General features: G+C 39.6%; 27 protein-coding genes. 11 read left to right on the forward strand and 16 right to left on the reverse strand.

Features of this window, described 5'->3' with window-relative positions:
• Positions 1 to 4: 4 nt before the first annotated feature.
• The gene (cax, locus tag CSV80_RS08985) at positions 5 to 1,051 is read right to left on the reverse strand and encodes a calcium/proton exchanger (protein ID WP_233201556.1); all 1,047 of its coding nucleotides are present in this window, start codon (positions 1,049 to 1,051) and stop codon (positions 5 to 7) included.
• Positions 1,052 to 1,419: 368 nt separating this feature from the next.
• Positions 1,420 to 3,315: an alkaline phosphatase family protein gene (locus tag CSV80_RS08990; protein ID WP_158231982.1), complete on the reverse strand. Its 1,896-nt coding sequence runs from the start codon at positions 3,313 to 3,315 to the stop codon at positions 1,420 to 1,422.
• Between the two features lie 302 nt (positions 3,316 to 3,617).
• Here CSV80_RS08990 and CSV80_RS08995 point away from each other — a divergent pair, with 302 nt between their 5' ends.
• A complete protein-coding gene (locus CSV80_RS08995) occupies positions 3,618 to 4,244 on the forward strand; it encodes a superoxide dismutase (protein ID WP_099670561.1) in 627 nt (208 codons plus the stop codon).
• A gap of 146 nt (positions 4,245 to 4,390) precedes the next feature.
• Here CSV80_RS08995 and CSV80_RS09000 read toward each other — a convergent pair whose 3' ends face one another.
• From CSV80_RS09000 to CSV80_RS09010, 3 genes are all read right to left on the reverse strand, one after another.
• The gene (locus CSV80_RS09000; RefSeq protein ID WP_099670562.1) at positions 4,391 to 5,194 is read right to left on the reverse strand and encodes an alpha/beta hydrolase family protein; all 804 of its coding nucleotides are present in this window, start codon (positions 5,192 to 5,194) and stop codon (positions 4,391 to 4,393) included.
• A gap of 430 nt (positions 5,195 to 5,624) precedes the next feature.
• The gene (locus CSV80_RS09005) at positions 5,625 to 6,971 is read right to left on the reverse strand and encodes a sodium-dependent transporter (RefSeq protein ID WP_099670624.1); all 1,347 of its coding nucleotides are present in this window, start codon (positions 6,969 to 6,971) and stop codon (positions 5,625 to 5,627) included.
• 177 nt (positions 6,972 to 7,148) lie between these two features.
• A complete protein-coding gene (locus tag CSV80_RS09010) occupies positions 7,149 to 7,433 on the reverse strand; it encodes a KGG domain-containing protein (RefSeq protein ID WP_099670563.1) in 285 nt (94 codons plus the stop codon).
• Positions 7,434 to 7,666: 233 nt separating this feature from the next.
• Between CSV80_RS09010 and CSV80_RS17660 the strand changes: the two genes are divergently transcribed.
• Entirely contained in the window at positions 7,667 to 7,825 is a 159-nt protein-coding gene (locus CSV80_RS17660) for a hypothetical protein (RefSeq protein ID WP_199083955.1), read from the forward strand.
• Positions 7,826 to 7,865: 40 nt separating this feature from the next.
• Here CSV80_RS17660 and CSV80_RS09015 read toward each other — a convergent pair whose 3' ends face one another.
• On the reverse strand, positions 7,866 to 8,600 hold the full coding sequence (locus tag CSV80_RS09015; protein WP_099670564.1) for a hypothetical protein: 735 nt from the start codon (positions 8,598 to 8,600) through the stop codon (positions 7,866 to 7,868).
• A gap of 4 nt (positions 8,601 to 8,604) precedes the next feature.
• Entirely contained in the window at positions 8,605 to 12,453 is a 3,849-nt protein-coding gene (locus CSV80_RS09020; RefSeq protein WP_099670565.1) for an AAA domain-containing protein, read from the reverse strand.
• 642 nt (positions 12,454 to 13,095) lie between these two features.
• On the opposite strand from CSV80_RS09020, the gene CSV80_RS09025 reads away from it, so the two are divergent.
• The gene (locus CSV80_RS09025; protein ID WP_099670566.1) at positions 13,096 to 13,284 is read left to right on the forward strand and encodes a hypothetical protein; all 189 of its coding nucleotides are present in this window, start codon (positions 13,096 to 13,098) and stop codon (positions 13,282 to 13,284) included.
• Between the two features lie 30 nt (positions 13,285 to 13,314).
• The gene (locus tag CSV80_RS09030; RefSeq protein WP_099639513.1) at positions 13,315 to 13,551 is read left to right on the forward strand and encodes a hypothetical protein; all 237 of its coding nucleotides are present in this window, start codon (positions 13,315 to 13,317) and stop codon (positions 13,549 to 13,551) included.
• A gap of 72 nt (positions 13,552 to 13,623) precedes the next feature.
• Here the strand turns inward: CSV80_RS09030 and CSV80_RS09035 are convergent, their stop codons facing one another.
• Positions 13,624 to 13,965: a YunC family protein gene (locus tag CSV80_RS09035; protein WP_099670567.1), complete on the reverse strand. Its 342-nt coding sequence runs from the start codon at positions 13,963 to 13,965 to the stop codon at positions 13,624 to 13,626.
• A 366-nt stretch (positions 13,966 to 14,331) separates the two neighbouring features.
• Between CSV80_RS09035 and glnA the strand changes: the two genes are divergently transcribed.
• From glnA to CSV80_RS09050, 3 genes are all read left to right on the forward strand, one after another.
• Positions 14,332 to 15,666 carry a type I glutamate--ammonia ligase gene (glnA, locus tag CSV80_RS09040; RefSeq protein WP_099670568.1) on the forward strand — a complete coding sequence of 445 codons (1,335 nt, stop codon included), beginning with the start codon at positions 14,332 to 14,334 and terminating at the stop codon, positions 15,664 to 15,666.
• Positions 15,667 to 15,809: 143 nt separating this feature from the next.
• Complete coding sequence (locus tag CSV80_RS09045; RefSeq protein WP_099670569.1) at positions 15,810 to 17,384, forward strand: amidohydrolase; 1,575 nt, start codon at positions 15,810 to 15,812, stop codon at positions 17,382 to 17,384.
• Positions 17,385 to 17,438: 54 nt separating this feature from the next.
• The gene (locus tag CSV80_RS09050) at positions 17,439 to 17,933 is read left to right on the forward strand and encodes a TspO/MBR family protein (RefSeq protein WP_099670570.1); all 495 of its coding nucleotides are present in this window, start codon (positions 17,439 to 17,441) and stop codon (positions 17,931 to 17,933) included.
• 46 nt (positions 17,934 to 17,979) lie between these two features.
• Here CSV80_RS09050 and CSV80_RS09055 read toward each other — a convergent pair whose 3' ends face one another.
• Positions 17,980 to 18,216, reverse strand: a complete 237-nt coding sequence (locus CSV80_RS09055; RefSeq protein WP_099670571.1) for a hypothetical protein — start codon at positions 18,214 to 18,216, stop codon at positions 17,980 to 17,982.
• A 79-nt stretch (positions 18,217 to 18,295) separates the two neighbouring features.
• A complete protein-coding gene (locus CSV80_RS09060; protein WP_099670572.1) occupies positions 18,296 to 19,273 on the reverse strand; it encodes a YsnF/AvaK domain-containing protein in 978 nt (325 codons plus the stop codon).
• 149 nt (positions 19,274 to 19,422) lie between these two features.
• Between CSV80_RS09060 and CSV80_RS09065 the strand changes: the two genes are divergently transcribed.
• Entirely contained in the window at positions 19,423 to 19,830 is a 408-nt protein-coding gene (locus tag CSV80_RS09065) for a YugN family protein (protein ID WP_099670573.1), read from the forward strand.
• A 39-nt stretch (positions 19,831 to 19,869) separates the two neighbouring features.
• Here CSV80_RS09065 and CSV80_RS09070 read toward each other — a convergent pair whose 3' ends face one another.
• From CSV80_RS09070 to CSV80_RS09085, 4 genes are all read right to left on the reverse strand, one after another.
• The gene (locus CSV80_RS09070; protein WP_099670574.1) at positions 19,870 to 20,196 is read right to left on the reverse strand and encodes a hypothetical protein; all 327 of its coding nucleotides are present in this window, start codon (positions 20,194 to 20,196) and stop codon (positions 19,870 to 19,872) included.
• Positions 20,197 to 20,256: 60 nt separating this feature from the next.
• Entirely contained in the window at positions 20,257 to 20,598 is a 342-nt protein-coding gene (locus CSV80_RS09075; protein ID WP_099670575.1) for a CHY zinc finger protein, read from the reverse strand.
• A gap of 166 nt (positions 20,599 to 20,764) precedes the next feature.
• Positions 20,765 to 21,496 carry a YqcI/YcgG family protein gene (locus CSV80_RS09080; protein WP_099670576.1) on the reverse strand — a complete coding sequence of 244 codons (732 nt, stop codon included), beginning with the start codon at positions 21,494 to 21,496 and terminating at the stop codon, positions 20,765 to 20,767.
• Positions 21,497 to 21,683: 187 nt separating this feature from the next.
• On the reverse strand, positions 21,684 to 22,052 hold the full coding sequence (locus CSV80_RS09085; protein ID WP_099670577.1) for a carboxymuconolactone decarboxylase family protein: 369 nt from the start codon (positions 22,050 to 22,052) through the stop codon (positions 21,684 to 21,686).
• A 101-nt stretch (positions 22,053 to 22,153) separates the two neighbouring features.
• Here CSV80_RS09085 and CSV80_RS09090 point away from each other — a divergent pair, with 101 nt between their 5' ends.
• Positions 22,154 to 22,651 carry a metallophosphoesterase family protein gene (locus CSV80_RS09090; RefSeq protein ID WP_099670578.1) on the forward strand — a complete coding sequence of 166 codons (498 nt, stop codon included), beginning with the start codon at positions 22,154 to 22,156 and terminating at the stop codon, positions 22,649 to 22,651.
• 12 nt (positions 22,652 to 22,663) lie between these two features.
• Here CSV80_RS09090 and namA read toward each other — a convergent pair whose 3' ends face one another.
• Entirely contained in the window at positions 22,664 to 23,683 is a 1,020-nt protein-coding gene (gene namA / locus CSV80_RS09095) for an NADPH dehydrogenase NamA (RefSeq protein WP_099670579.1), read from the reverse strand.
• Between the two features lie 142 nt (positions 23,684 to 23,825).
• Here namA and CSV80_RS09100 point away from each other — a divergent pair, with 142 nt between their 5' ends.
• Entirely contained in the window at positions 23,826 to 24,455 is a 630-nt protein-coding gene (locus tag CSV80_RS09100) for a Yip1 family protein (RefSeq protein ID WP_099670580.1), read from the forward strand.
• 77 nt (positions 24,456 to 24,532) lie between these two features.
• On the opposite strand, the gene CSV80_RS09105 is transcribed toward CSV80_RS09100, so the two are convergent.
• Positions 24,533 to 25,087, reverse strand: coding sequence for a DJ-1/PfpI family protein (locus CSV80_RS09105; RefSeq protein WP_029054949.1), 555 nt, complete (start codon positions 25,085 to 25,087; stop codon positions 24,533 to 24,535).
• A 146-nt stretch (positions 25,088 to 25,233) separates the two neighbouring features.
• On the opposite strand from CSV80_RS09105, the gene CSV80_RS17510 reads away from it, so the two are divergent.
• Entirely contained in the window at positions 25,234 to 25,407 is a 174-nt protein-coding gene (locus CSV80_RS17510; protein ID WP_155979549.1) for a hypothetical protein, read from the forward strand.
• Positions 25,408 to 25,497: the final 90 nt, after the last annotated feature.

Raw genomic sequence — 25,497 nt, forward strand, 5'->3', positions numbered from 1 at the left:
ATACTTATAACAAAAAGAATCCAATCCCCATTATTAAGTAAGCTGAGAATAGCACGAGACCTTCGAACCAATTGGACTCCCCATCATTACATATATTGACCACTAATAATGTAGCAGTAATCATAGCAATCAATTCTGGCCAAGTGAATACTAGTGGCATTGCGGTAGGCATCATTAACGAAATCAGTACAAGCACTGGTGTTACGAACATTGCAATCTGCAAGGTAGAACCGATTGCAATCTCTACCGATACATCCATTTTATTTTTCATTGCCAATGTAATGGCAGAAGAGTGCTCTGCTGCGTTCCCAACGATTGCGACGATGATGACACCGATAAACAATTCTGACCAGCCAAATTTTTCACCTAGTGTACCAAATGTATGCACGAGCTTTTCAGAAACAAATGCTACAGCTACTGTTGCAACTAATAGTACCACTACGGACTTTATCTTTGTCCACTCCGGCACTTCATCTGTCTCATGATTTTCTGAACCGAATACGCCTCGGTGTGTAAATAATTTAAATACTAGACCTGCCAAGTAAATTAGGATCAGTATGATCGAAATACCAACACTCAAATTCAGCCCAGTTCTAGTATCCATCGTCATCGAGAAGACTTCCGGAATCACAAATGCCACGACAATCGCAAAAATTAATAATGCGGAATTAAATCGAGCGTCAAAAATATTAAAATTCTGTCTCTTATGCTTCAGGCCACCTGCGAAAAACGATAAACCCAGTACCAATAATAAGTTACCTAAAACAGAACCAGTTAACGACGCCAGTACGATTGCAATTAATCCGGCTTTTAACGTGAATATAGAAATAATAAGTTCTACCGCATTACCGAAAGTTGCATTTAATAAACCACCAATTCGTGGTCCACTGACAATCGCTAAACTTTCTGTTGCTCTTCCGATGAATCCAGCTAGCGCAATAATACTGTAACAACATAGCGCAAACATCCATAAATCTGACCAATTCAAGAATGACGCTATAAATACTAAAGGCACGCCTGTAAACGCCATGACGGTAAATACTTTATTCAGTGTCTCCACCTCTTTTCATAATCAATTTGTTATAATCTTTCCCTAATTCTATTGCAAATAAACTGGTTAATAAATGGTTGATCACCGGAATGAAGTTGAAGCAAATAGCGTGTAATTAAATTACCACTTATTAGTATTCAGAAATAAGACTTTGCTCTATCAACTATAATTATCAGAATTATTCCAGTTATAAAAAATCATCATTATACTTTTATTCTGATTAAACGCATGATGCTTTTTTGATAAAGTAATATAGTAAGAGAATTTTATTGAAAACAAAAGAAGTGCAATAGGTTATGTCCTACCTACGCACTTCTTAAATGAATGAAATCTGTTTGAATATTATATTTATTCTTCCAGCTGTATAATTATCTTCCTGCCCAAATGATTTTTCCTTCTACAAAGTCTGGAACTCGTAAGCCTAATAACTCATATACACTTGGTGCAATATCTGTCATCGTAATTCTTTTGCTGATTTGGCCTGGTGGGATCATAGGGCCCGATGCATATAAAATCGGCCGTAATGGCAAGCGTTCAGGATTTCCACCATGACTCCCTAATTCCTGCGTTGGTTCAACAGCAATTTCTGCATCTTTCCCCATTATAAACCCTGGAGCAGCGGATAAAAACACGTCCCCACTATTATTATTATTTAAAGTAGCGTATCCCTCTTGATCCTCTGTCCAAATAGTCTCGTATGGATACACTTCAGACTGCTTCTCGCTAGATAAGACAGACCAGTTTGGATACATATAGACCTTATCAAATTTCCCATTTTTACTAGTAAGCCAACGTAAAATAGGGTGTGCTACTTTTTCGGGATTTTGGGAAAGTGCAGTAAAAACGGTCTTATGTGTAAAGATCGATACGACTTCCTTCTTCACTTGTTCATATTCTTCTTCCTTCACGATTCCTTTTTTCTCTCTGCCCTTCAAATTTACATAAACATGAGCAATCGTTCCACTCGCTTCTGCATAAGCTTTTGTTTTAGATGCATCTATATTTCCCTCTTGATCTTTTACAAGTAGTCCTGCCTTTTCCAGTTCTTTATTCGGTGAAAGCCTTGTATGAATTGATTCCAATCCATGATCTGACACAATTAGTACGTGATCATTGGGGTTTAAATTGTTTTTAATTCGACCGATTGCACGATCTGCTTGGCCAAATGCCCAGCTCACATATTCCTCTTTTTCTACTACATTTGCTAATTGATATCCAGGTTGAGCAGGTTCTCTTAATAAAAATTCATGTAGTTCATTGTCTACTACAGAATAATAGTAAAATAATAGGTCAGGCCGATAGTTCTCTTTAATATAAAAACTGACATCTGTCACCCAGTTTGTGAATCGTTCGCCTACTTGTTCATATTCTTCTCTTGTAATATCTCCATTTTTAAACGCCTCTATTTCATCAGCTGCTGGATAAAATCCAAATTCAGATTGTATCTCTTCTGCAAATGTTCCGGGTCCTCTGTATAGTCCACCCATTATAGTACCTTGAAACAACTGAAGTTCTTCTTTGTTCTCAGGATTTCTCTTTAGTTTCACGTAAAACCCTGCACTATCAAAATTATGTAAGTGCAACGCGACAGCAATCCAATCATCGGGTGATACTTCTTCGCCCATATCTTTTCTATCCATAGACATATAATATTTTGATTCTTTTTCATCTGTTCGCAAAATATATAAATTTTTAGCAGGTGATTTTTTTATATCCAATGAAATAACTGCCTCTTCTACTTTTATTGATCCTGCGTTTATTTGTTCAACGCGTTTATCATTTACTTCTGAAAACTTTAGGTTATGAAGCTTCGAATCTGCTAAGGTCCCACCTGAATAGACAGCATAAGTAGCAGCAGATGCGTTTTCTGGATTCGAGTTAGGAAAAGAAACGGTTGCTGTGACTTTCCCTTGATTTCTTGCCTCTTTCCATATAGGCGTAACACCCAACGTCTGCGCAAAACCACTTTGGTCTTCTTTTACTTTCTCCCCTGATGAATGAAAATGATTACTGACAATACCTGTCTTTGAAGGTCCAGCACCCGTAGACATTGCTGCATGGGATGGTGCAGTCAATGATGGTGTAACTGTAACAAAGTCTGTGGCATAAGCTGCCTGTTGCTGAAACTTTTCTAAGTTCGGCATGATTCCTTTGCTTATATAACGTTTTGCATCTTCATATCCCAAGCCGTCAAATGACACGACGCTAATTGTGCCTGTTGTTTCAGCAGCTTTACTAGATGAATGATTAGTAGTGATAGTCATACTACATAAAATAATAATTATTATGAACATACTTATTCGCTTAAACATATTGTCATCCCTCGCTTTATTGACCTATTCCCTTCATGAAAATAAGGTAAACTTGCTAACTAAAAAGCCAAAAAATCTTTCTCTTTCATTTCTAATTTCAAGCAGAACGTTACTAGTCCTTTAGTTCTGTTTATTATTTATTTTTCATAAATCTCTTGCATTTTTATTGTTTCTTTATTAATGTTGCCTTAAGGAAACATTATTTCCTTAGGGAAACTTTTAAAGTTTCTCATCGTTTCTTTGGAGGTGAAAATTTGAAGCCATTTGTTCTTCCTGATTTGCCTTATGCAGTAGACGGCCTTGAACCGTATATTGATGCACGGACATTGGAAATCCACCATGGCAAACATCATCAGACGTACGTCAATAACTTGAATGCGGCATTGGATAACCATGAAGAGTTACACTCTCAATCTCTTGAAACCATATTGACTGATCTCAGTCAGGTACCTGAGGATATACGTACTGCCGTCCAAAACAACGGCGGTGGACATTACTGTCACAGCTTATTCTGGGAATCCATGACGCCAAAAAGTAAAGGGGAACCATCCGCAGACATTAAAAGGGAAATCGAAAAGTATTTTAATACATTCGATAATTTCCAAGATGTCTTGTCAAAAGCGGCAGTCAGTCGCTTTGGTAGTGGGTACGGCTGGTTAGTACTTTCTGACGGCGAGTTAGAAGTCATGAGCACGCCAAACCAAGATACACCATTGAAAGACGGAAAAACTCCATTACTAGTCATTGATGTATGGGAACACGCTTACTATTTGTCATACCAGAACCGCCGCCCCGAATTTGTACAAAATTGGTGGCACACTGTGGACTGGGACATTGTGAATGAGCGTTTCATTCAAGCTGCTAAAACAGCAGCAACTTAATTTTTCTTTTTTCCTTATCTCCAGTTTTACCCTACATTCCAAAATTAGGGCTGCCGATCCGCGGAAACGGGTCAGGCAGCCCGCCTTTTTATTTTCACTAAAAAATCTCCCGCCACGTGTATACTGTGCGGAAGATTTTCACGAATTTATGTTTGAGACACTAACTTTTCTACTAGACTACCTTCGAGCCAAGCTAAACTCTTGTCGAATAGTTCATCTTCGAATGAATGACTGGAAAATGTATGATCTGCTTTGTCGATATACTGTTCAAACACTTGCCTAGTATCTACGCGTTTATTAAGTGAGTTTGCGTATCGCACCGCATGTTCTTTCGGAATTTGCTCGTCTTCCTTTGCATGAATAATATGCGCTGACCCTCTAAATGAGCGAACCGCTTCAATAGGCTGATGCTTTTTTAAATCTTTCAGGAACGTTTGACTGATCATAAAACCATGGTAATCATGACTGCCTTTTCTAGCAATTTCTTGAACCGCTTTCGGTCCAAGAATCCCAGTAATATCTTCGTATGGCGTACCTACCGGCGACCAGAGAATTAATTGTTTAATTCGGGTATCGCTTGCCGCCGTAAGTGATGCAATAGCTCCACCCATACTATGCCCAACCATCGTAATGCGGCGTTGATCTATTCCTCGAATGGAGCATAAATAAGCTACGACATCCTGCACTTCCTTCAATTGATTCGTTACTGTTACACCAGCATAATCTCCATCACTTTCACCACAACCGCTAAAATCAAAGCGGAATACCCCATATCCACGCTCAGTAAAATAACGTGCAGCTTTAACAAACAGACGGTGTTCTCCTACTTTACTGCCTACGAACCCATGAATAAATATTAGTAATGGTATTGCTTCTTTTCTATATTCAGGCAGATGAAGCGCACCAGATAAATTATGTTCCCCAGAACGAATTGTGATCATTTTTTGCATTTCTTCCCCACTCCAGTCAAAATATATTATTCCGACATGTTTAATAGGTATTATACAATTTAGATAGATCTAAGTCAAATCAATCCATTGGTACCCCTTATTTTACATAGAAAAAAGACTCCCGTATAAAAGAGTCTTAAAAAGATGAAAGCTACTTATTTAGTTATTAAGGTTTCCGTTCCTACATGAAGAGTATTTATAGTTGAGACTGCATTGAAGGGAAAAAGTGAAATAGTAACCCCTTTTACAGTTGGTTAAGTTTTGACTCAAAAAATATACTACATAGGATTTTGTCCTTCACTCACTAAATCTAGAAACGTTACTAGTTGATCTTCGTTACAGGCGGCGACTCCGGTGATCAGCTCACCGCGGGCTCTCCCGACCGCCTGGAACGCAGATCAACAGTGCTATTCCCCTCTGTACATCTGCCTTACTTCACTATCCCGAGCGTATTCAAGAACACCACAATAATAGTCAGTGGCACTACCCATTTCATTAAAAAGTGCCAGAGCGGATAGAAGCCTATGGATTGCGTATTATACTGTGTAAATTCATCACGCACCAACACTTGGTCCATCTTGCGGACAATGAACAACGCAATCAGCAAACATCCTGCTGGAAGCAAAATATTACTGACTAGATAATCTGTCGCATCAAAAACACTCTTATTGAATATCAGCAATCCTGACAATGTACTGGAAGACAATGCAGAAGGAATTGCAGCAATGAATACAACCGCACCAATCAACCAAGTAACAGACTTACGCGTCCGCTTGCCACTCGCTGTCATCGCTGCCACTATGATCTCATACAAACTAAACGAAGACGTCAATGTCGCAAACAAGAACAATATCAAGAATAACGCCAGGAATACTTGCCCGAGCGGGAGTTGTGAAAAGACTGCTGGTAACACCATAAATAGTAATTCAGGTCCCGCAGCCGGTTCTTGCCCGAACGCAAAGACCGCTGGGAAAATAGCTAAACCTGCTAGTAATGAAACAAATAAATTCATTCCCACTACGGAACTTGCAGATGAAGTCAAACTAACGTCTTTCTTCAGGTATGAACTGTACGTTACCATACAAGAAAATCCGACAGCCAATGAAAAGAAAGACTGTCCAAGTGCATACAACACCGATTCTCTTGTAATACTTGAGAAATCAGGCTTCAAGAAGAAGGACACACCTTCCATTGCACCAGGCAACGTCAATGATCGAACGACTAAAATAATAAAAAACACAAATAATAAAGGCATCATATATTTATTCGCTTTTTCAATACCGTTTTGCACACCAGAAGATACGACTAATATGTTAATAATCGTAAATAGAAACAGACCGATTAACGTCGTTATTGGCGAACCGACAATTGAACCAAATTGTTCCGAATAGGAAGCACCTTCACTAATGATTTTGCCACCAATAGACAATCCGCTATACACGAATACCCAACCACCCACTACACTATAGAAGGACAGTAAAAGAAAACAGCCTGCTACACCGAGCTTGCCAATCCATGGCCATGCACTAGCCGGCGCCAACTTCTTGTAAGCACTGATTGCTTCTCTACCCGAACCACGTCCAATAATAAATTCAGAAACCAACATTGGCAATCCAATCAAAATTGTAAATACGACGAATAATAGGAAAAACGCACCGCCGCCACTCATTCCTGTAACATACGGGAATTTCCAGATTGCTCCAAGGCCTATTGCTGCACCTGCTGAAGACATAATAAACCCAAGCTTCGAAGACCATTGTTCTTTACGTTGTTCCATTTTCTCACCCATTTCCTTTTACTTCTGCTTATTACAGTTATACTGTACTGCACCATTAGAAACAATAGCATATTTGTATTCTTTATAGTTCAGCACGACAAAAAAGACGTACCGGAGTCAAATACTCCATTCGGTTACGTCTTTTTCTTCTCGACAATATATGTTTAAGCTTGCTGTCTAGTTCATACTCTTATTCTGTTGCGCTCTAGCTTCTCCGCCCTTACGTCCGATATTCTCATAAAATTGTTTATCGTGCTTCTCGGAAGTAGCTTTTCCGCCTTTACGTCCAATTTCTTTATAAAATTCACTACTATGCTTTTGAGCTGTGGCTTCCCCACCTTTGCGACCAATCTGTTCATAGAACTCTTTATCGTGCTTTTTAGCGGTTGCTTGACCGCCTTTACGCCCCGCTTCTTCCAGAGACATTTTCTTCTCTTGTTCTGTAGTATGTTGGTTAGCCATATATATTCCTCCTCCTCGTATTCGATTTACCAAGCTTAATGAATATATTCCCAATCCACTACATGCTAAACACTAGGCAGGTTAAATAACCTTAACTCGATTGAAAGACTTACGAAATAGAATTCATTTCCCATTTACCTGTATTAGCCAAATGCTCTATCTATATTCATGTATAACTTCTCATTTTTGAACCAACTTACTTATGAAGGTACTTACAGAAGGGAGAATGACCAATGGGAAGAGATGAACATAGTAAAGGAAGTAATTCAGCTGGCTCATTACCACAAACGCCAAAGAATCAAACGATTGCCGCACGCGATATGCATGAAGAGATCGCGAAAGAATTTGCTGAATTGCGTAAAGCTCCCACACAAAAAAAGCGTAAGTCATAAGTGAAAAAAGACCAGGGAAAATTCCCTTGGTCTTTTTCAATCATTTTCGAGTAGGCGCTTGTTCATCTATGAGTTTCTCTAGACGCTCGTCCCATTCTTCTGTTAATGTATTCCACACTCTAGTGAAATAGTTGTTTTCCGCACGATTGTAAACATAGAACTCTACACAAGGAATAAGTTGATGATCAAGCGTTCGGGGGGTCTCTATTTTATCCACAACCTTCTGTAGTGGACCTTCTGCAGCTTCTGCTCCAGTAGCAAGTAGTGTTGCCCGCAATTGTTCATCATCTAATCGTTGCGCGCTTCTGGTGAATTTCCTTGCTAATCTAAACTCTTTAACTTTTGCTGTGAAGATTTTTTCAGGTTGTTCACATAAAATCGAATCGTGGCAAGCACTGTAATAAAACTTCTTTTCTGCCTTTTCAGGTGGATGTTCGTAAACACCCGATTGTAATTGCCTTACTCCAATGCTAGTCAATTCAAAACTTTCTTTACGTAACTCGATCATTTGTGCCGCTTCCATCTTATTAAACAAATCCTCTATAAACAGTGGTTCAACAGCTAGAAATTCTGCAATCATTTTTGATTCAGATACATCTAGCTTTTGAACTGTAAGTAAAATCATTTTCATTAGTATATCCATTGTCGTGCGCTTAATAGTTGTGAAGGGTATATTAATGAGTTCGACCGGCAATCCCCAGCTGTCTGATTGTTGTATTTGGATATCCGACTGTTGTTCGAGTTCTCGTTGCAACCTTTTCCGAAGCGAATCCATCTACTCAACCTCCTTGGATTTGCTCTATTTTTCGCAATCCACCTTGATGTTCTACTACTTCCCGCAATTTTTTATACATATCTTTCGTAGAGGCATTCTTTGTCTTGATCGTAAACATTTCAGAACTTCCGATGATAATAAGCAGTTCTCTTGCACGTGATAACGCTACATTCAGTCGTCGATAGTCTTTCGCGAATCCAATATCACCATTTTTCTCACCATGATTCCTAACGAAGCTTAAAATGATAATATCCATTTCCATACCTTGGAACTTATCTACTGAACCTGTTCGACAATGCAATTGTTGGGGTCGAATTTCCTGCTGAATCAATCGATCGATTCGTTTTACCTGTTCACCGTAAAAACTGATTACGCCGACACTTTTCTTTTCGTCTGGCATCATTAGGCCATCCTTTTTAGCTTTTTCGGTCGCTTGTTCAATATCTTGCAAAGTTTCTTGAATGATGGTTAGTTCTGCTTCATTGAAACGACTTGTCCCACCTTTGACTTGATTTTCGAAAAATGATGGGGTATTGGGTGTATCCAGCCATAGTAAGTGGTCTTTTCTAGTGATATTTCTACTTTCGAGCAGATGATCCCGTAATTCGTCTGAATTAGGAAGCCCACATTGTAATTGATAGTCCCCATCTTTATAAAACGGTGCGATCGTTTCCATGATTTTTTCATGCATACGGTACTGAATACTGAGCATCGTTTTGTTTTGCTTGGGCAACGTACGGAATAACCGTTCAAATAATGATTCATTGAGCAGTTTTTTCATTTCACGTTGCACTTCAGGATCTTTTTGTTGATCTACCAGTTCGTCCATCGTTTCTTGTCCTACGAGTGGCGGTAACTGATGATGGTCGCCCACTAGAATAATCTTTTTACCTTTTAGCATGGGCAATAGTAATTCTGGCGGTGTTGCTTTTGATACTTCATCGATTATGACGACATCGAAGACAGGATATTCCTCCATAAACTTCTTGGAAGCTGATGCGACACATGTCGTGCCAATTACATTCGCATGATCGATATAAAGCTTACGGATTTCATCCAGGTCATAATCGTTGGCATCACGCAGTAATTCTTCCCATTGCGCTTGCAGTTCTTGTAGAATTGGAAGCTGTTGCTGTTCTTTTACTACTTCTGCTAGTTGGGGTTCAGCTTGAGTAAGCACTATTTCTACTTTTTCTAATTGCTCCTTTATATCTGGTTTCAACTGAACTGCAAGCTCTTCTATTTCCTGCTGTCGTTGTTGTTGTTCTTTCTGTAATTGCAGTGTTTTTTGCTCTACTGCTAGAACTTCTACTTTTTCTTGTTCAAGCAGCTGTTTTGCTTGAGAACACTTTAGTTCTGAAGTAGTTATGGACGCTGTTAATTGCGTTACGTTTTTTATTTGTTGTCGGCACGCAATGATCTTATTTTCTAGCTGCTTAATTTCCTGTGTGAGCTGATTTTCCTCCCACTGTTTTTCAGGCGGCTCGTTCGTTTGTAGCCATGCTTTAATCTGGTTCTCCAATTCTATTTGCTTAGATTGCAGATGTTGCTTCTGCTCTTCTTTTCGTTGTATAGTGGCTTGTATTTCTTGAAGTTCCTGTTGTAGGAATTTCAGGATTTCATGTTTCACTTCTGCAAATACTTCCTTTACAGAGTGGACTTTCTGTTGCTGAAGATCCATTCCTTTTGCACGAACGATCTCTTCTTTACCATAAAACAATGACATACCTTGTGCAATCTTTTGTAGAACTTCCGTTTTGGCGGATGAAATCTCTTTGTTTTGTAGCACTTTTTTTGTTGTAGGGTTAATAAGAAACTTCCCCAGACGATCAATCATTTCATGCATTTCCTGAATGGTTGTGAAGTTTTCGGTTGAGCACTTTGTAATGGTTTCTACCGGGTAACGGTGAGTCTGCAAAAGAGAATGTGTTTTATTAATAGCCGTCTGAAAACGCTCATGAAGCTCTTTCCATTCTTGAAATTCATAGGAATACTCTCCACTTTCAATCGACTTGATGATTCGTTGTAAGTCGTTATTCCGCAACGTGATATGAATGGGTAATTCAATCTGGTTTGCAGCAAGCGTCATGTGGATATCTTTCATTTTTGTCTGAGACATCACATCACGCTGTGTGGCTTGTAGCATCTGTTCATGATCAGGAAATGTTTTGTACTCTTCCATGATCTCTTGTTGCGTTTCGGTATTGCTCTGCAGCTCTGCAAGCCAATTGATATATATTAGTGTCTCTCTTAAAAGTTGCTGCTCTTTTAACAGTTCTTCTATTCGGGCTGACAATTCTTCTTTATACGGCTCTGAATTCAACTGTTTACGTAGCTCTGCAATTTCTTTTACGCGCTGTTCAAGGTCTATTTCAGTTTGCTCAATTCCCTGTTGCTTTTGAGAAAGCCGACGTACAGATTGGTCAAGCAGGGATTTCCGAGAGAAGTATTCAGACTTTAGTTTTTTCAATTTGTTTTGCACTACATTTTGCATTTGTAGCTGCTCAGTTAATGTAATTTTCAATTCTGTGTTCTGTTGAATTTGCTCGGATAATTGATCTGCACGTTTTTGTAATTCGATATCTTTTGTTCGATAAACAGCACGTGTCGCTTGCACGGTTTCTATTGTTTCATTTCTCCAGTGCAACGCCACGTTTTCTTCCATGAAGCGCTTGCCCTCTTCTTCAATACTTTCTGATCGTCCATAGCGTAAAATACGTGTCGCTGGATCTGTCAGTAATCGACCGAGTGCGTTATCCACTGCTAGGTTTGATTGGGATGCGACAAGTGTCCGCAAGCCAGCTTTGACGTTCTGATAGCAAATCTCGGAAATGACCGTTGTTTTTCCTGTCCCAGGCGGACCTTGTACTACAAACAAATCATGTGCTTTCATCGCTCCCGAGACTGCTTCTTGCTGGAATTCATTCAAATTATTATGGAACTCCAGTTGCGGCTGTTTGTTAGTAATTTGCACAACAGGCCGTTCTTCAAATAAAACCTTTTCCAAATTCGCATTGGCAGCTAGACCATCTTGTAAGTCTTTGAAACCTTTACGTAACCGACGAATCTGACTTAATTCAGCAAAGTTCGTCAACACAAGACTTTTATTACGTGTTGGTAACCATCGTTCGGATCGTGCTTTCTTTTGAAACCGTTGATTTAGTTCTACGACGATTATCTTTTGACCTTTCTGAGCATCGACGATTTGACCGATTTCAGTAGAAAGTTCATTCATTTTGACACTAAATCCACGGAGTTGCTTCCAGTTTTTCGTTTGTAAATCTTTACATTGTAGACGTACCTTTGTAAAATCACTGGTGAAACTGGCTTGGCTAAATGTACAGGAGATATCCGCTACATCCGCATTTTTCTCCGCAATTTGTAGATAGCCTTCCCAACTTTCAATTCGCTTTTTTACATATTCTGAACGCTCTTCTGCGATCGGCAATTGACGTAACTTCGTATAGAATTCGATTGGTAGTGCTACTCCCGCGCGGTGTAGCCTAAACTTTATTGCTGTATGTAGCCGCCGATTTGTCTGGACAGGCTCTCTTGCACCTCTAACATGAAAGCCGGTTGCTAGCAGACCATCTGGTTTCAATACACATTCCATAACTGCCACACGTTGTTGAACTTCTTTAGCAAACCTTTTATTTGTTTTCGGATCAAAAAACAACGCATAGGATTGGTTCCCCATACGATTCTCAGGTTTCTTTTCAATATGTATATCAAAGGCAGTCTCTGATGATACGAAGGCTTCTTCACTTAAAAACCACTGTTCCAAACCTTTTCGTGCATTTTTCGTTATTTCTAAACTGCAAAGAATCATTTCTATATTTTGTAGCACACTCATATTCGTACATTCTTTTCAATATAGGGTCTTACTTCAGCAAGTTTATTCGTCATGCTTCTCCCTGTTATTCCCTTGTTCAAAGCTCTCACCTCAGTCCTCTATTATAGATCATAAGTGCATATACCGCGAGTAAGAAAAATCTTAGAAAACTTTTAAAATTAATTTTTAAAAAGATGTTTAGGAATGATTTGCATGGGTATACTATTACTACAAGGCAAACTGAAGGAGCTAGTCAGAGAAGTAAACTGCTAGATCCGGAAGAGATGCACAGCCTTGGCGGAAAATTTTTCTTTACTGGCAAGTGGTACACTCGGTTTGGGAATCTGCCTTTAAGATTCCAACAGAAAGACAGGTTTACCAGGTAATAGGAAAGAAGTTTTTTGTGTAAGTGCACGTGAAATACCTGCTTCAAAGAAGTTAAGCAGTGTAAGATGTAAGACGCATACTACGAGGGTACAATATCGTCAGTATGGAGTAATCGCAACATAAAATTTTCCGCATAGTAAGAGAAGAACAGTCAGTGATTGAGAGTTTTCGATCACTGACTGTTTTTTAGTTCATCTCACTATAAAATGAATTGTTTAGTATGAATGAGATTTGGGAAAACAAGATCTAAGAGACGATAACGAGGAGGGTCACTTTATGAAAAAAGGAATGGCTTTGACTGCGATCGGTTTAGGTGCGGCCTATTTAATGCGTAACAAAGATGCCCGGAACAAATTATCTCGCCAATTCGATGAGTTCAATGACACACCTATGCGCGGTGAGCGAAAAGATCACAATCAAAAATCTGACTCGAATAAAGGGTTACTAGGTAGATTTTTAAATTAAAAATATTCAATTGCAAAGGAGTAAATTTGAATGAGTGAAGAGAAAAATGTATTTACAGAAAAAGACCGCAAGAAAGCAAAGGGTGGTTATATGGACAACCCTGAGAATTTAAAAACCGATAAAGAAAGTATTTATGATATGCATGAAGATATGCAGACGGTAGATGCTATTCCTTTAGAAGATGTTCGTATGGAAGAAGAAGAAGAGAGAAATCATCGTGAGACAAAAGATCGTTCATCAAGCGAAGAAAAATACGATAATAATTAATCGATATTCACTCCCCAATATTTTACTTGTATACAATAAAAAACGACGCCCTAATTATATGGGCGTCGTTTTTTACGTCATCCTCAATAATGCCTCAGAACCGATCATACCTGCAGAAATACCGTATTGTTCAGCTTCAAGTGTCACGGATTCTAAAGGTGCTGCGAGCAATTGCTCAATCGTTTTTACACCAACAGCACGACCCGCAACAATTTTGCGGTCTGCTAGCACACTATTTAATAATCCTACATCGAGTGCACCACACATAATATACCCTTTGTCATTCGAAACTGTAAGCAAAGTCGTTTTCGGTAGCTTTACCGTGACTGCTTGAAATGACTTTCCATCTATAGATATACTTTGGTGTTCAATCAAGACACCCACCCCTTTCTTTATCAGCTTATGATGAATCATTCAAAATGTGCGAGATTTTAAAACATTATACACTCGGCACTACATACTGCATCAAATACTCAAAATACTTTTGGTCATTGTAGTCACCTTTTGCTTCTTGAATTATTTTAGATAGCAAAATGGTGAGTGTTCCAACACTTAAATTATTTTTAGCAATTTGTATAACTTTATTTTCTATTAGTCAAATAGATATATATTACAACTTTTTATGTAGTCTGATTATGATTTTTAAAAAATAAACAACTTAAGTCATGTCTTTCTTTCAAAAAATAACAAAAATTTCTTGTAATCTGCCTTCCTGGGCTATATTATAGAAAAATGTTGCGAAGTAGATTCATACCAAACAATCATAAGGAGTGTGGTCTGATGGAAAACGTTACAAGAGAAGATATTTATCAATTCGTGGAAGAAAACCATGTCAATTTTATCCGTCTTCAGTTTACTGATATTTTTGGCATGATTAAGAATGTAGAGATTCCGATCAGCCAGCTCGAAAAGGCGCTAGACAATAAAATGATGTTTGACGGATCTTCTATCGAAGGTTTTGTACGGATTGAAGAATCAGATATGTATTTAGTACCTGACTTGGATACATGGATGGTATTTCCATGGCCATCAGGTACAGGAAAAGTAGCACGCTTAATCTGCGATGTCTATTTGGCGAATGGCGAACCTTTTTCTGGAGATCCCCGGGGAAATTTAAAACGAATCGTTAAAGAAATGAAAGAGCTTGGATTCACTGATTTTAACTTAGGACCTGAACCGGAATTCTTTCTTTTTAAACTAGATGCCAATAAACAACCGACAATGGAGCTGAATGACCATGGTGACTATTTTGATTTGGCCCCCATTGATCTAGGTGAAAATTGTCGTCGCGATATTGTCTTGGAACTTGAAGAATTAGGATTTGAAGTGGAAGCTTCCCATCATGAGGCAGCGCCAGGACAACATGAAATTGATTTTAAATATGCTGATGTCCTAACAGCTTGTGATCATATTCAAACCTTTAAACTAGTAGTTAAGACGATAGCACGCAAACACGGATTACATGCCACATTCATGCCTAAGCCATTATACGGAGTGAGCGGTTCGGGCATGCATTGCAATGTTTCTCTATTTAAAGATGGCGAGAACGTCTTTTTTGACAAAGATGGCGAACGTCAGTTAAGTGAAACTGCTTATCACTTCATGGCTGGTGTGCTGGCACATGTACGTGGTTTCACCGCTATCACGAACCCTACTGTCAATTCTTATAAACGTTTGGTGCCTGGCTACGAAGCGCCTTGCTACGTAGCTTGGTCCTCACAGAACCGTAGTCCATTGATCCGCATACCTGCATCACGTGGAATGAGTACACGTGTTGAAGTGCGTTCTGTCGATTCTTCTGCCAATCCTTATTTAGCAATGGCCGTTATACTAAAAGCTGGTCTTGATGGGATTAAGCGCAGGCTGACTCCTCCAGCCCCAGTTGATCGCAATATTTATGAGATGAAAGCAGATGAGCTTGCGGAAAATAATATTGGATTATTACCGACAGATCTTGACCATGCGCTCATCGCCTTATCAGAAGACTCGATTATACAAGACGCACTGGGTTCACATATTTATGCAAACTTTAGTGAAGCAAAACATCAAGAATGGGAAAGCTTCCGGATTACGGTGCATCCATGGGAACTTGAACGATATATGAAGATGTATTAATAGGTCTTCACAATAATAGGATGTACAATAAAGTAAACGGCTGTAAATACAGCCGTTTTTTTGATAGAGAAAGTTATATAGAATCCATTCTATTGTCGAATTGTCTCACTCGATTTACTATAGGAAGATAAGGAGGTTTCGCTATGATTACGATTTGGTTTAATGCACTCTTTTATACGATGCAAAATGAAGGACATACAATAGATGCTTTACTGACAAAAGACGGTAAAATAGTAGCAACCGGTTCATATGATAAGCTAAAAGATCTAGCCGATGAACAAATAGACTTGCAGGGTGCTTTTGTTTACCCAGGGTTTATCGATAACCATATGCACATAATCGGGCAAGGTGAAAAGTTATTACGCCTTGATTTATCTAACACCACATCTTCAGAAGGTATGATGGAGTTACTTCTGAATGCGTATAAAGATTTGCCAAAGGACGAATGGTATATCGGAGAAGGTTGGGATGAGAATAATTTTCCTGACAAGAAAATCTTTACTCGCTATGAGTTGGATGCTGTAACGGATTCACCTATGCTATTAAAACGCACTTGCTGGCATGCCGCGATCGTGAATTCAAAGGCCCTCGAACTGGCTGGCATTACAAAAGATACGCCTGATCCTGATGATGGTGTCATTGAGCGCGATCATACCGGAGAGCCAACGGGGTTATTGAAAGAAGGCGCTATGCAGCGAGTGCTTGAACTATTGCCAAATCCAACACTGGCTTATGTAACGAAAGCATTGGAAACTTCTGTTGACCACCTCCTATCTGTTGGTTTGACAGGTGTTGTGACAGATGACTTAGGTTACTACGGTCATTATCAGACGCCATTAAAAGCCTTCAATAACGTACTGGGCGGTGATCGAAAATTCCGTGCTCACTTACTACGTCATTTTAGCGTATTTTCTGACTTGATGGAAGATCATGCATTCTATAATGTCCCCTGGATAGAACCTGGTGAGATGAAGTTCTTCATTGATGGTGCTTTGGGCGGCAGTACAGCGCTGTTAAGTGAGCCTTATTCTGATGAACCCGATAATGTAGGAACTACTGTATTAACTGATGAAGAGCTCGAGGACCACGTCAAAATAGCAAGGCACTATGGGGAAGCTGTTGCTATACATGTGATTGGGGATCTGGCAGTAGAAAAAGCATTAGATATCATTGAAAAACATCCTGCCCCTTCAGGTAAAAAAGACCGGTTAATACATGTCATCTTATTGCGTGAAGACTTAGTGGAGCGTATGCAAAAGCTCCCGATTGTTTTAGATATTCAGCCTGCTTTCGTACCTTCCGATTTTCCTTGGGTTGGAGATCGACTCGGCAAGGACCGGCTTGACTGGGCGTATGCTTGGAAGAAACTTCTAACTAAAGGTTTTATATGTGGCGGTGGGTCAGATGCGCCAATCGAAGACCCGAATCCATTGCTAGGAATACACGCCGCAATAACAAGGAGATTGAATATTGAACAGCATGAAGGGTATTTGCCAGAAGAAAAGCTGAGTCGCTATGAGGCAGTACAATTATTTACTTCTGGTGCAGCAGCTACTATAAATAAAGCTGATTCACGAGGGAAGATTTCCGTTGGATTTGATGCAGACTTTACTGTGTTACAAGAAGATCTTTTCTCCGTGGAAGTGGATCGAATAGCTGAAATACAAGTAGAGAAGACTATAGTCGCTGGTGAAGTGATGTATACAGCGAATACATGATAACTGTTTAGTAAGTAGCGAAAGGGGAAAACTTTCTAAAAAGGAGGTTTTACTTTGGAGTTACTAAAAGTACAGAATGAACTGGATTGGAAGAAGCTAACGCGTAATGTGCTGATACCCGTCGTCGGTGGATCGATTATCGGGTATCTTGCCAACCGCAATACACAAGAACAGTATGCTAAATTGGACAAACCTTCATTTTCTCCTCCCGGGGCTATATTCCCGATTGCTTGGACGACTCTATACACGATGATGGGTGTAGCGAATTACCGTGTAGAAATGAAGCAGGATACAAATAATAACGATTCCGCCATCTCCTTATATGACGTTCAATTAGGTCTCAATTTTCTTTGGTCCTTCCTATTCTTCAAGTGGAATTTACGAGGCACCGCACTGATTGAGATGACGATGATGTTAGGTGCCATTGCTATGACTGCGTATGAATTCAATAAGACCGATCATACCGCAGGTGCATTGATGGTCCCGTATATCGGATGGGTCATGTTCGCACTGACATTGAATTATTCTACGTGGAAATTAAATAAGTAAAACAGAAAAATGTCCCAGCCACTTCCGGCAGGGACATTTTTCATTGTTAATTATATCGGTTTTGATTGTAATTCATACGCTCTGCAGTTTTATAGGCATCGTACATTCCCCAAATCCATACAATGGGATACGTAATGAAGCCGATCACTACAAACATAAGTAACCCGTTAATTCCTTGTAGGATAATAAGCAAAATCCCTTTAAGGATTTGTCCGTTATAAATTTGACCGACGCCAGTCCAGAAAAAACTTAGCACGGCGGCAATACCTGGATGCTTAAACATGTCATCTCCCCTTCCTGGCTATTACGTCTATCTTACATTATGCAGAAAGGGAATGACAAGGTGTTTGCTACATGTCTTTTTAGAAACGGTCTTTATCTAATGGGTCGCCCTTGACGTCTACGTCACCTTCTTTGTCGAAGTGTACTTCCTCACGTTTTACTGTTTCGTGAATCGTTTCATTCTCTACAACTTCACGCTTCTTGAGAACAACTTCTTCTGTGACAACTGGTTTCTTAGTCACTTCTACTTGTTCTTCAGTAATCGGAATACGAATTGTTTCGTCATCTTCTCTGAATGCTGCGTTATTACCATAGCGGTCGTTAACACTAGCTTCATTATCTACAACAGGTCTACGTTCAATGGTGACTTCATCATGTGAAACACTGACATCTACTGATCTAGGTTCTTCCACGACTTCTTTCTCTACATGAATTTCTCCACGTTGTGTCGCATGCTTATCTACTTGAAGTCGTTCTTCATGTAGACGTAAACGTTCTTCTTCTGTGTCGGTATCAGTTAAACTAGGATTATTTGTATGGAGTGCAGGATCTACCTCGTGATCCTGATGATTTACTGTTTGATCAGGTAGTGTCTGACTCATTCTGAATGCAGGGTCTCCTCCATTCAATTCTTGATCTGTAATGCTTAGACCATTTGCTCCAAGATTGACGTCCGTACTTTTTCCATCTCTACCGTAGAAATCCATATTATCCCTGTAGTGGCGGCTAGCTTCACCCGAATCCACATAAAGCAACATGCCACCTTGTTCAATGTCGCGATAGTACTTCATTGTATCTTCTTTTCCAAAGTCTAGATTTTCGACCATGCGGCGTACGTGATCTTCCCCTGACACGAATCCCATAAAGCGATCCCACCATGAATCATCTGCGGTTTTAATTTCTGCGTCTGAACGACTTCTAACCATAGTTAGCTGGTCATCATTTTTTACAACTACATAAATATCATCTTCAGGCCAACCTTCTTTTTTCAACTCATCCAGACGGTTCACTAACTCCGCTTCATTAAAGTACATTCCAATATATCTATTCTTACCCATATAAATCTCCTCCTATTATGATAGTTAATTATTTTAACGTCGTGTTGATACTTTTACCCGGGATAGGTAAATTAGAAACCTTTACATTGTTTTTTGTTCAATGTATAAATCATTCCTAATTAGGAATGCTAAGTAAAAGGAGTGATTTCATGCTGGAATTAGATACGCCGATTGAAGGCAAACTAGCGTGCTTTGGAACATTACGGGATAAAGTGGACCAGCACGGGTATCATTTTGGCGGAGGCTGGGATTATCATAAAGGCAGTTTCGATTCCATCCTTCATAGAGATGCCGGAGAAACCATTTACTTACGTGTTCCCTTTGAAGTCCATGACGGTGAACTTGACGATTTCAACACCTTTATAAAATTTAAAAAACCTTATGTGATCAAACATGTGGTCAATACAGGACTGGATCCCGACTCAAGTTCTTTAATAAGTGGTTCTTTCAATCAATTCCAAGAACCATTGGATCGAGATGCTGAAATTCGTGATAAAAGTCGTTGGGAAATTGCTGGTGAACTGGCAATAGAAGACATATTGCAGTACTTGGAGTGAAAAAGAGGATCTTCTAGCTTTGGCAGAAGATCCTCTTCGTTATTCTGTTATATTTTGTACTTTTTCATCCATTTCATCTGAACTCAGCACTTTTTTGGGGAACGTCTCGAAAACCGGTTCAAGTTCACTCATTAATTCTTCTAATTCAGCTCCAGTATAGAAAAGTGATTCGAAGTATTTCGCATTTCCAGCCGACTCCACTACTATCCGTAGACGTTGCAAAGGCTCCTTGCCTGCAAGGTCTTCATCCGTCATGATTACTTCTTCTCCTGCATAATCCGCTTGCTGGATCCAAGATGTTCCCGATTCATGCGACCTTTCAGCAAATGCCAATAGTTCTTCTGTATTCATCGTCTGTTGCTTCATGCAAACCCCTCACTTTACCTGTTTTTCATAGTGTTCCCTGTTGGTTATAGTTAAAACCATTCAGCTACTTGCCTCATTTTCAAAGTACAGTTCCTTATGCAGACCGCAACCCGGATTAAAATTCGCCAGACACGAAGGACATTGATAGTCGCTTTGGAAGTACTCGGTAATAGTGAGTTCGTGTCCGCAACTACCGCACAGTATGGCTTTTTTGTTAGACTGACTAGCTGGCCAGACAGCATGAAGACCGCAACCTATTTCTTCATGACATAGGTGACATGGGTAGTATATTTTACAGCAATAAAACTTGATCGCAATTCGATCATTTTCTGTCGAGTAATGAACGCAGCGCGTTTCATCATCCACAAGTAATCCCTGAACTTCTTGACTGTATTTCTTCATTTCGCCCACTCCTCTGTATGTACATCATAAGAGGAGAAAGCCGTATAAGGCAATTGATAATAGATATCCGAAATAAAGTAAAAGGTTGCGGTGTTGAGCTTGGACTAACTAAATAGAAGGACATCTCCAACAACCGTATGTTTACGACTGTAGAGACATCCTATGATTACATATCCTTATGAGTAAAAGGGCATTTTCCAGTTAGTGGCACACAATCGTCTCCGATGAAAAATTGTTTCCATTCATTATGTGTTGGATCACCGTAGTGACTTATATCCGGATGCTTGGGCAGGTCATCCCATACCTCCACACGTTCACGAACTTTTTCACGTGAATTGATGCCACCTTTTTCAGTGCCTGTCAGACCTTTGAAAATTTTTCGTGGCTGGAAACCAATGACCATAGCGTTCCCTAGATCACGAGTCTTCCGCTGTTTATATGCAGGCGCATTGCCAAAAGCGAAAATGGGCTCGCCATGAAAGTGGAAATCCCATAAATAATGATCTGGGTCCCGTGGAGCGTCAGCCGGCCATTCTTCGGTATCTTCTATATGTACGTACTGCAAAATATCCCAAAATTGCTGACGATACTCTCCTATTGATCCTTCTTTTTCAAAGGGTTCCACAAACACAAATAACCCGTGCCGTTTATGCTTTGGATTGTTAAATAGTGTCAAAAACTCTTCCAACGCTTGAGGTAAATTTGACCAGTCCTCTTGAGAAATATAGGCATAGCGCAACTCACCTTTATTTTCACCAGCCATTCCAAAATAACACGGGAATGTTTTATCGGTCACAGTATTATGAAACGTCTGGTATTCTCTAAGAAGCCATTCCGGTAAATCATCACGTTGTGCAAAGTCTTCCTTTGTCAATAAAGCATTTGATGTTTGAATCAACGTTTTATATCCCCTTCCGAATTTCTATACTGTTTATCCGCTACCCTGTATTTTGCAAAATGAAACATATGGAATGCTTCATTCATCTCCATATCTTCCCTAATTTTAGATTCAATTCAAACGATAAGATCACTATATGCCAACATAAAAAAACACCTTATCGAATTTTTATCGACAAGGCGCTCTCTTATTGTAAAGGTTTTGGATTTCCCTGTAATTCGTCAATCGTCTGCATAACCAATGTGACGGCTTGACTCAAAGCACTTCCACCGCCAAGAGCCGCAGCTACACCAACCGCTTCCAACACTTCTGGAACTGTACAACCTGCATCCATGCAAGCTTTCGTGTGGAAAATAATACAATACTCACTATGGGCATAAACACTTACAGCAAGTGCGATCAGCTGCTTATATTTCTGACTAATTTCTCCTTCTTCAAAACTAATTTCCGTAAATGCATGGAATGATTTCATTAATTTCGGCAATTGTTCACTCATTGCACCCATACCGGTTTTATAATCTGCCAGTACTGCATCTGTAAATGTATAGTCTTCCATATAGATCGCCTCCCGTTATAGCAATAGTATGTCCGATTCTTTGTTTGCTATGCAGTGATATAGGAAATGATATATGCAATAACAAATCTAGGAGGTTCGTCATGAAAATTGTCATAACAGGAGATACACACATTCCTAGTAGAGGAAGTGTTTTGCCTTCACGGTTAACAAACGAATGTATTACGGCTGATTTAGTTTTACATACGGGTGATTGGCAATCATTTGAGGTAGTACAGATGCTTTCTGAATTTGCGGAAGTAAAAGGAGTCTCTGGAAATGTAGATGGAGAAGATATAAAAGAACAGTTTCCATTGCAGCAGGTCGTTCAAGCAGGACACGTAAAGATCGGCTTGGTACATGGACATGGAGAGAAAAAAACGACGGAAAAGCGTGCAATTGAAGCATTTGAAGGAGAGCCACTAGATGTCATCATCTTCGGACACTCCCACATTCCGATGCTTCGTTACATGAATAAAACCTTGTTGCTGAACCCCGGATCCCCGACAGACAAGCGGAAACTGCCTCATTATTCATTCGCTATCTTACATATCGAGGATGAGATTCGTGCAGAATTAATTTTCTTTGATGATAAAACGTAACCTACAAAAGAATTAGAACGTCCAGCCACGTTTATATTGAACAGGAGATTCAATTTCAACGTTAAGCTCTTTAGCTGCTGTATACGCCCAATATGGATCGCGTAATAATTCGCGAGCGAGTAATACAATATCGGCACGATCGTTTTGAAGAATTTCTTCCGCTTGCAGCGCTGACGTAATCAACCCTACCGCACCCGTTGCAATATTTGCCTGCTGACGAATTGTATCCGCAAACGGCACTTGATAGCCTGGGAAAGGATGAATAGCAGCTGGTACTACACCACCAGAGCTCACGTCGACTAAATCGACACCTTGCTCTTTCATCCAACCCGCCATTTCTGCATACTGCGAAGGATTCATGCCGCCTTCTTGATAATCTTCTGCTGAGATTCTGACAAATAACGGACCTTCCCAAACAGACCGGATTGCATCAATCACTTGTCCTAATATACGGTAACGATTTTCTGCTGTTCCGCCATATTCATCTTCACGATGATTACATAACGGAGTTAAAAACTCATTTAGTAAATATCCATGTGCGCTATGAATTTCAATTACGTCAAAACCAGCTTGCTTTGAACGGATAGCTCCTTGTTTAAATGCTTCAATTGTTTCTTCGATATCAGTAATTGTCATTTCCGTTGGTGTTTTATATTTTTCATTGTATGCAATGGGGCTTGGAGCATGAATCGTTCCGTCTACTGTCGCTTTTCTACCTGCGTGTGCTAATTGTATACCAGTACGGGCACCTTGCTGTTTCATCAAACGAACGATTTCGGTTAGACCTTTGAGATGCTCATCTGACCAGATCCCTAAATCCTCACTTGAGATTCTTCCTTGTGGTTGAACAGCTGTTGCCTCAACAATAATTAGGCCGACTTGTCCTACTGCGCGAGTCGTATAATGTGTTTTATGCCAGTCTTCTACTTTACCGTCTTGATTATGTGAAGAATACATACACATCGGTGCCATTGCGACCCGATTTTTGAACTCGACGCCACGTATAGTATAAGGACTAAATAATTTTGCCATGAATAATTCCTCCTCTAATAGTTGCTAGGGAAAGTATAGCAAATCTATGTGTTTATTTAATGTTTGAGGATTTAAAACCAACTTTATGAAACATATGGTAGGGCTCTAACGTATAGTAGACTATATAAAAGGAGGTTTTCCCATGAAACCGCTCATTTCGATATGGACACAACCTAAGCAAACGATTCGTTATGTTCTCGAATATAAAACATGGAGTTATAGTTTCTTTATCTTATTCCTTACTTCGGTCAGCGTCGGTATGACATCCTTTGCTGAAACAGATATCTTACCTGACCTTTCATTACCTGTAATTATTCTGCTCAGTATCGTTTCGTCGTTCATTGGGACGATTATCAGCTTGTTTATCAGTTCTGCTCTCTACACTTGGGTAGGTAAGTGGCTTGGAGGTAAAGGGAATTTCAAGGATATGGTGCAAATGTTGCCAATCGTTTCGATTCCGATGATTTGGATGATGCCGATTAACTTACTACTAGTCATTATTTTCGGTAAGAATTTATTTGTTGATATGATGAACAACGCTGATGCTGATGTATTTGGAACTTTGTCTACCACGCTGATGATCACTAATTTCCTCACATTTTCTCTAGGTATTTTCAGCACGGTGATCTTGTCCAAAGGTATTGGGATTGTCCACCACTTTTCTTCTTGGCGCGGATTTGGCACGATTATGATTGTTGTCGGATTCTTTTTAGTTTTGCTGATTCCAATTGTTTTGTTACTGATATTCGCTCTATTTGCTAACGCATTCTAAAAAACAAAAAACTGAAGACGACTCCACCTCTGGAATTGTCTTCAGTGTAATGCAAAGCTTAATAGGCTTTGCATTTTTTATTTATTGACCATTTTCATAAATTCTCTCATTAAACCCGGAAGATCTGGCCAAGCATGTCCTGACACTAAATTTCCTTCCGTATGAAGATCTTTTTCGATATATGTGGCACCAGATGCTGTAACGTCTGGCTTACACGCGATATATGCCGTATATTCTCTGCCTTTCATTAAATCTGGAATGACAGATAACACCTGTGCAGCATGGCAAACTGCCGCCACTGGTTTATTTTCTTCAAAGAAGTGCCGGACAATAGCTGGTAATGATTCGTCTAGACGAATATACTCCGGTGCACGTCCACCTGGAATAATGAGCGCATCATAGTCTGCAGGATTGACATCTTTGAAGGCAATATGTGAATCCAAACCATACGCTGGTTTTTCAACATATGTTTCCATTCCATCGATGAAGTCATGGGTAACGGTATATAATTTCTTTACCGATGGCGAAGCAATAGTCGTATCAAATCCTTCTTCCAAACAACGATAGTACGGATAGAAAATTTCCAGTGCTTCTACGGCATCTCCGCCAAGAATTAATACTTTTTTACTCATATGCAGATCCTCTCCCTATTCTGAAATGTATGACTACTGTACTTCATTCGACAATTTACTAATGAACCCTCTTTCTTTCAATGAGATTCTCTTCTTTATGTATGGTTATCTCAAATTCAACCATATTATGATGAGGAGGGATTTCTATGGATAAGGATATACGTCATTTGTTTCATAAAGGAACGATCAACGAGGAAATGGGAATGGAGTTTGAAGCAACTGCCGAAGAAGTTTCACGCGCTCGTGAAAATGCAAGCGGTAAAGAGTATCGAGATGCTTTGAAAGAAGTCTATCGCGCAACCGAGGATAAAAGAAAATAATCGTAAGAGGCTGGGACATAACTATCTCACCTCGTTTCCCTGCACTCCGAAAGGCACGCTTTCCGAGGGGCGTGGCTTGATCCGCTTCCT

The organism is Sporosarcina sp. P12(2017) (genome assembly GCF_002743035.1).
Taxonomy (GTDB): Bacteria; Bacillota; Bacilli; order Bacillales_A; family Planococcaceae; genus Sporosarcina; species Sporosarcina ureae.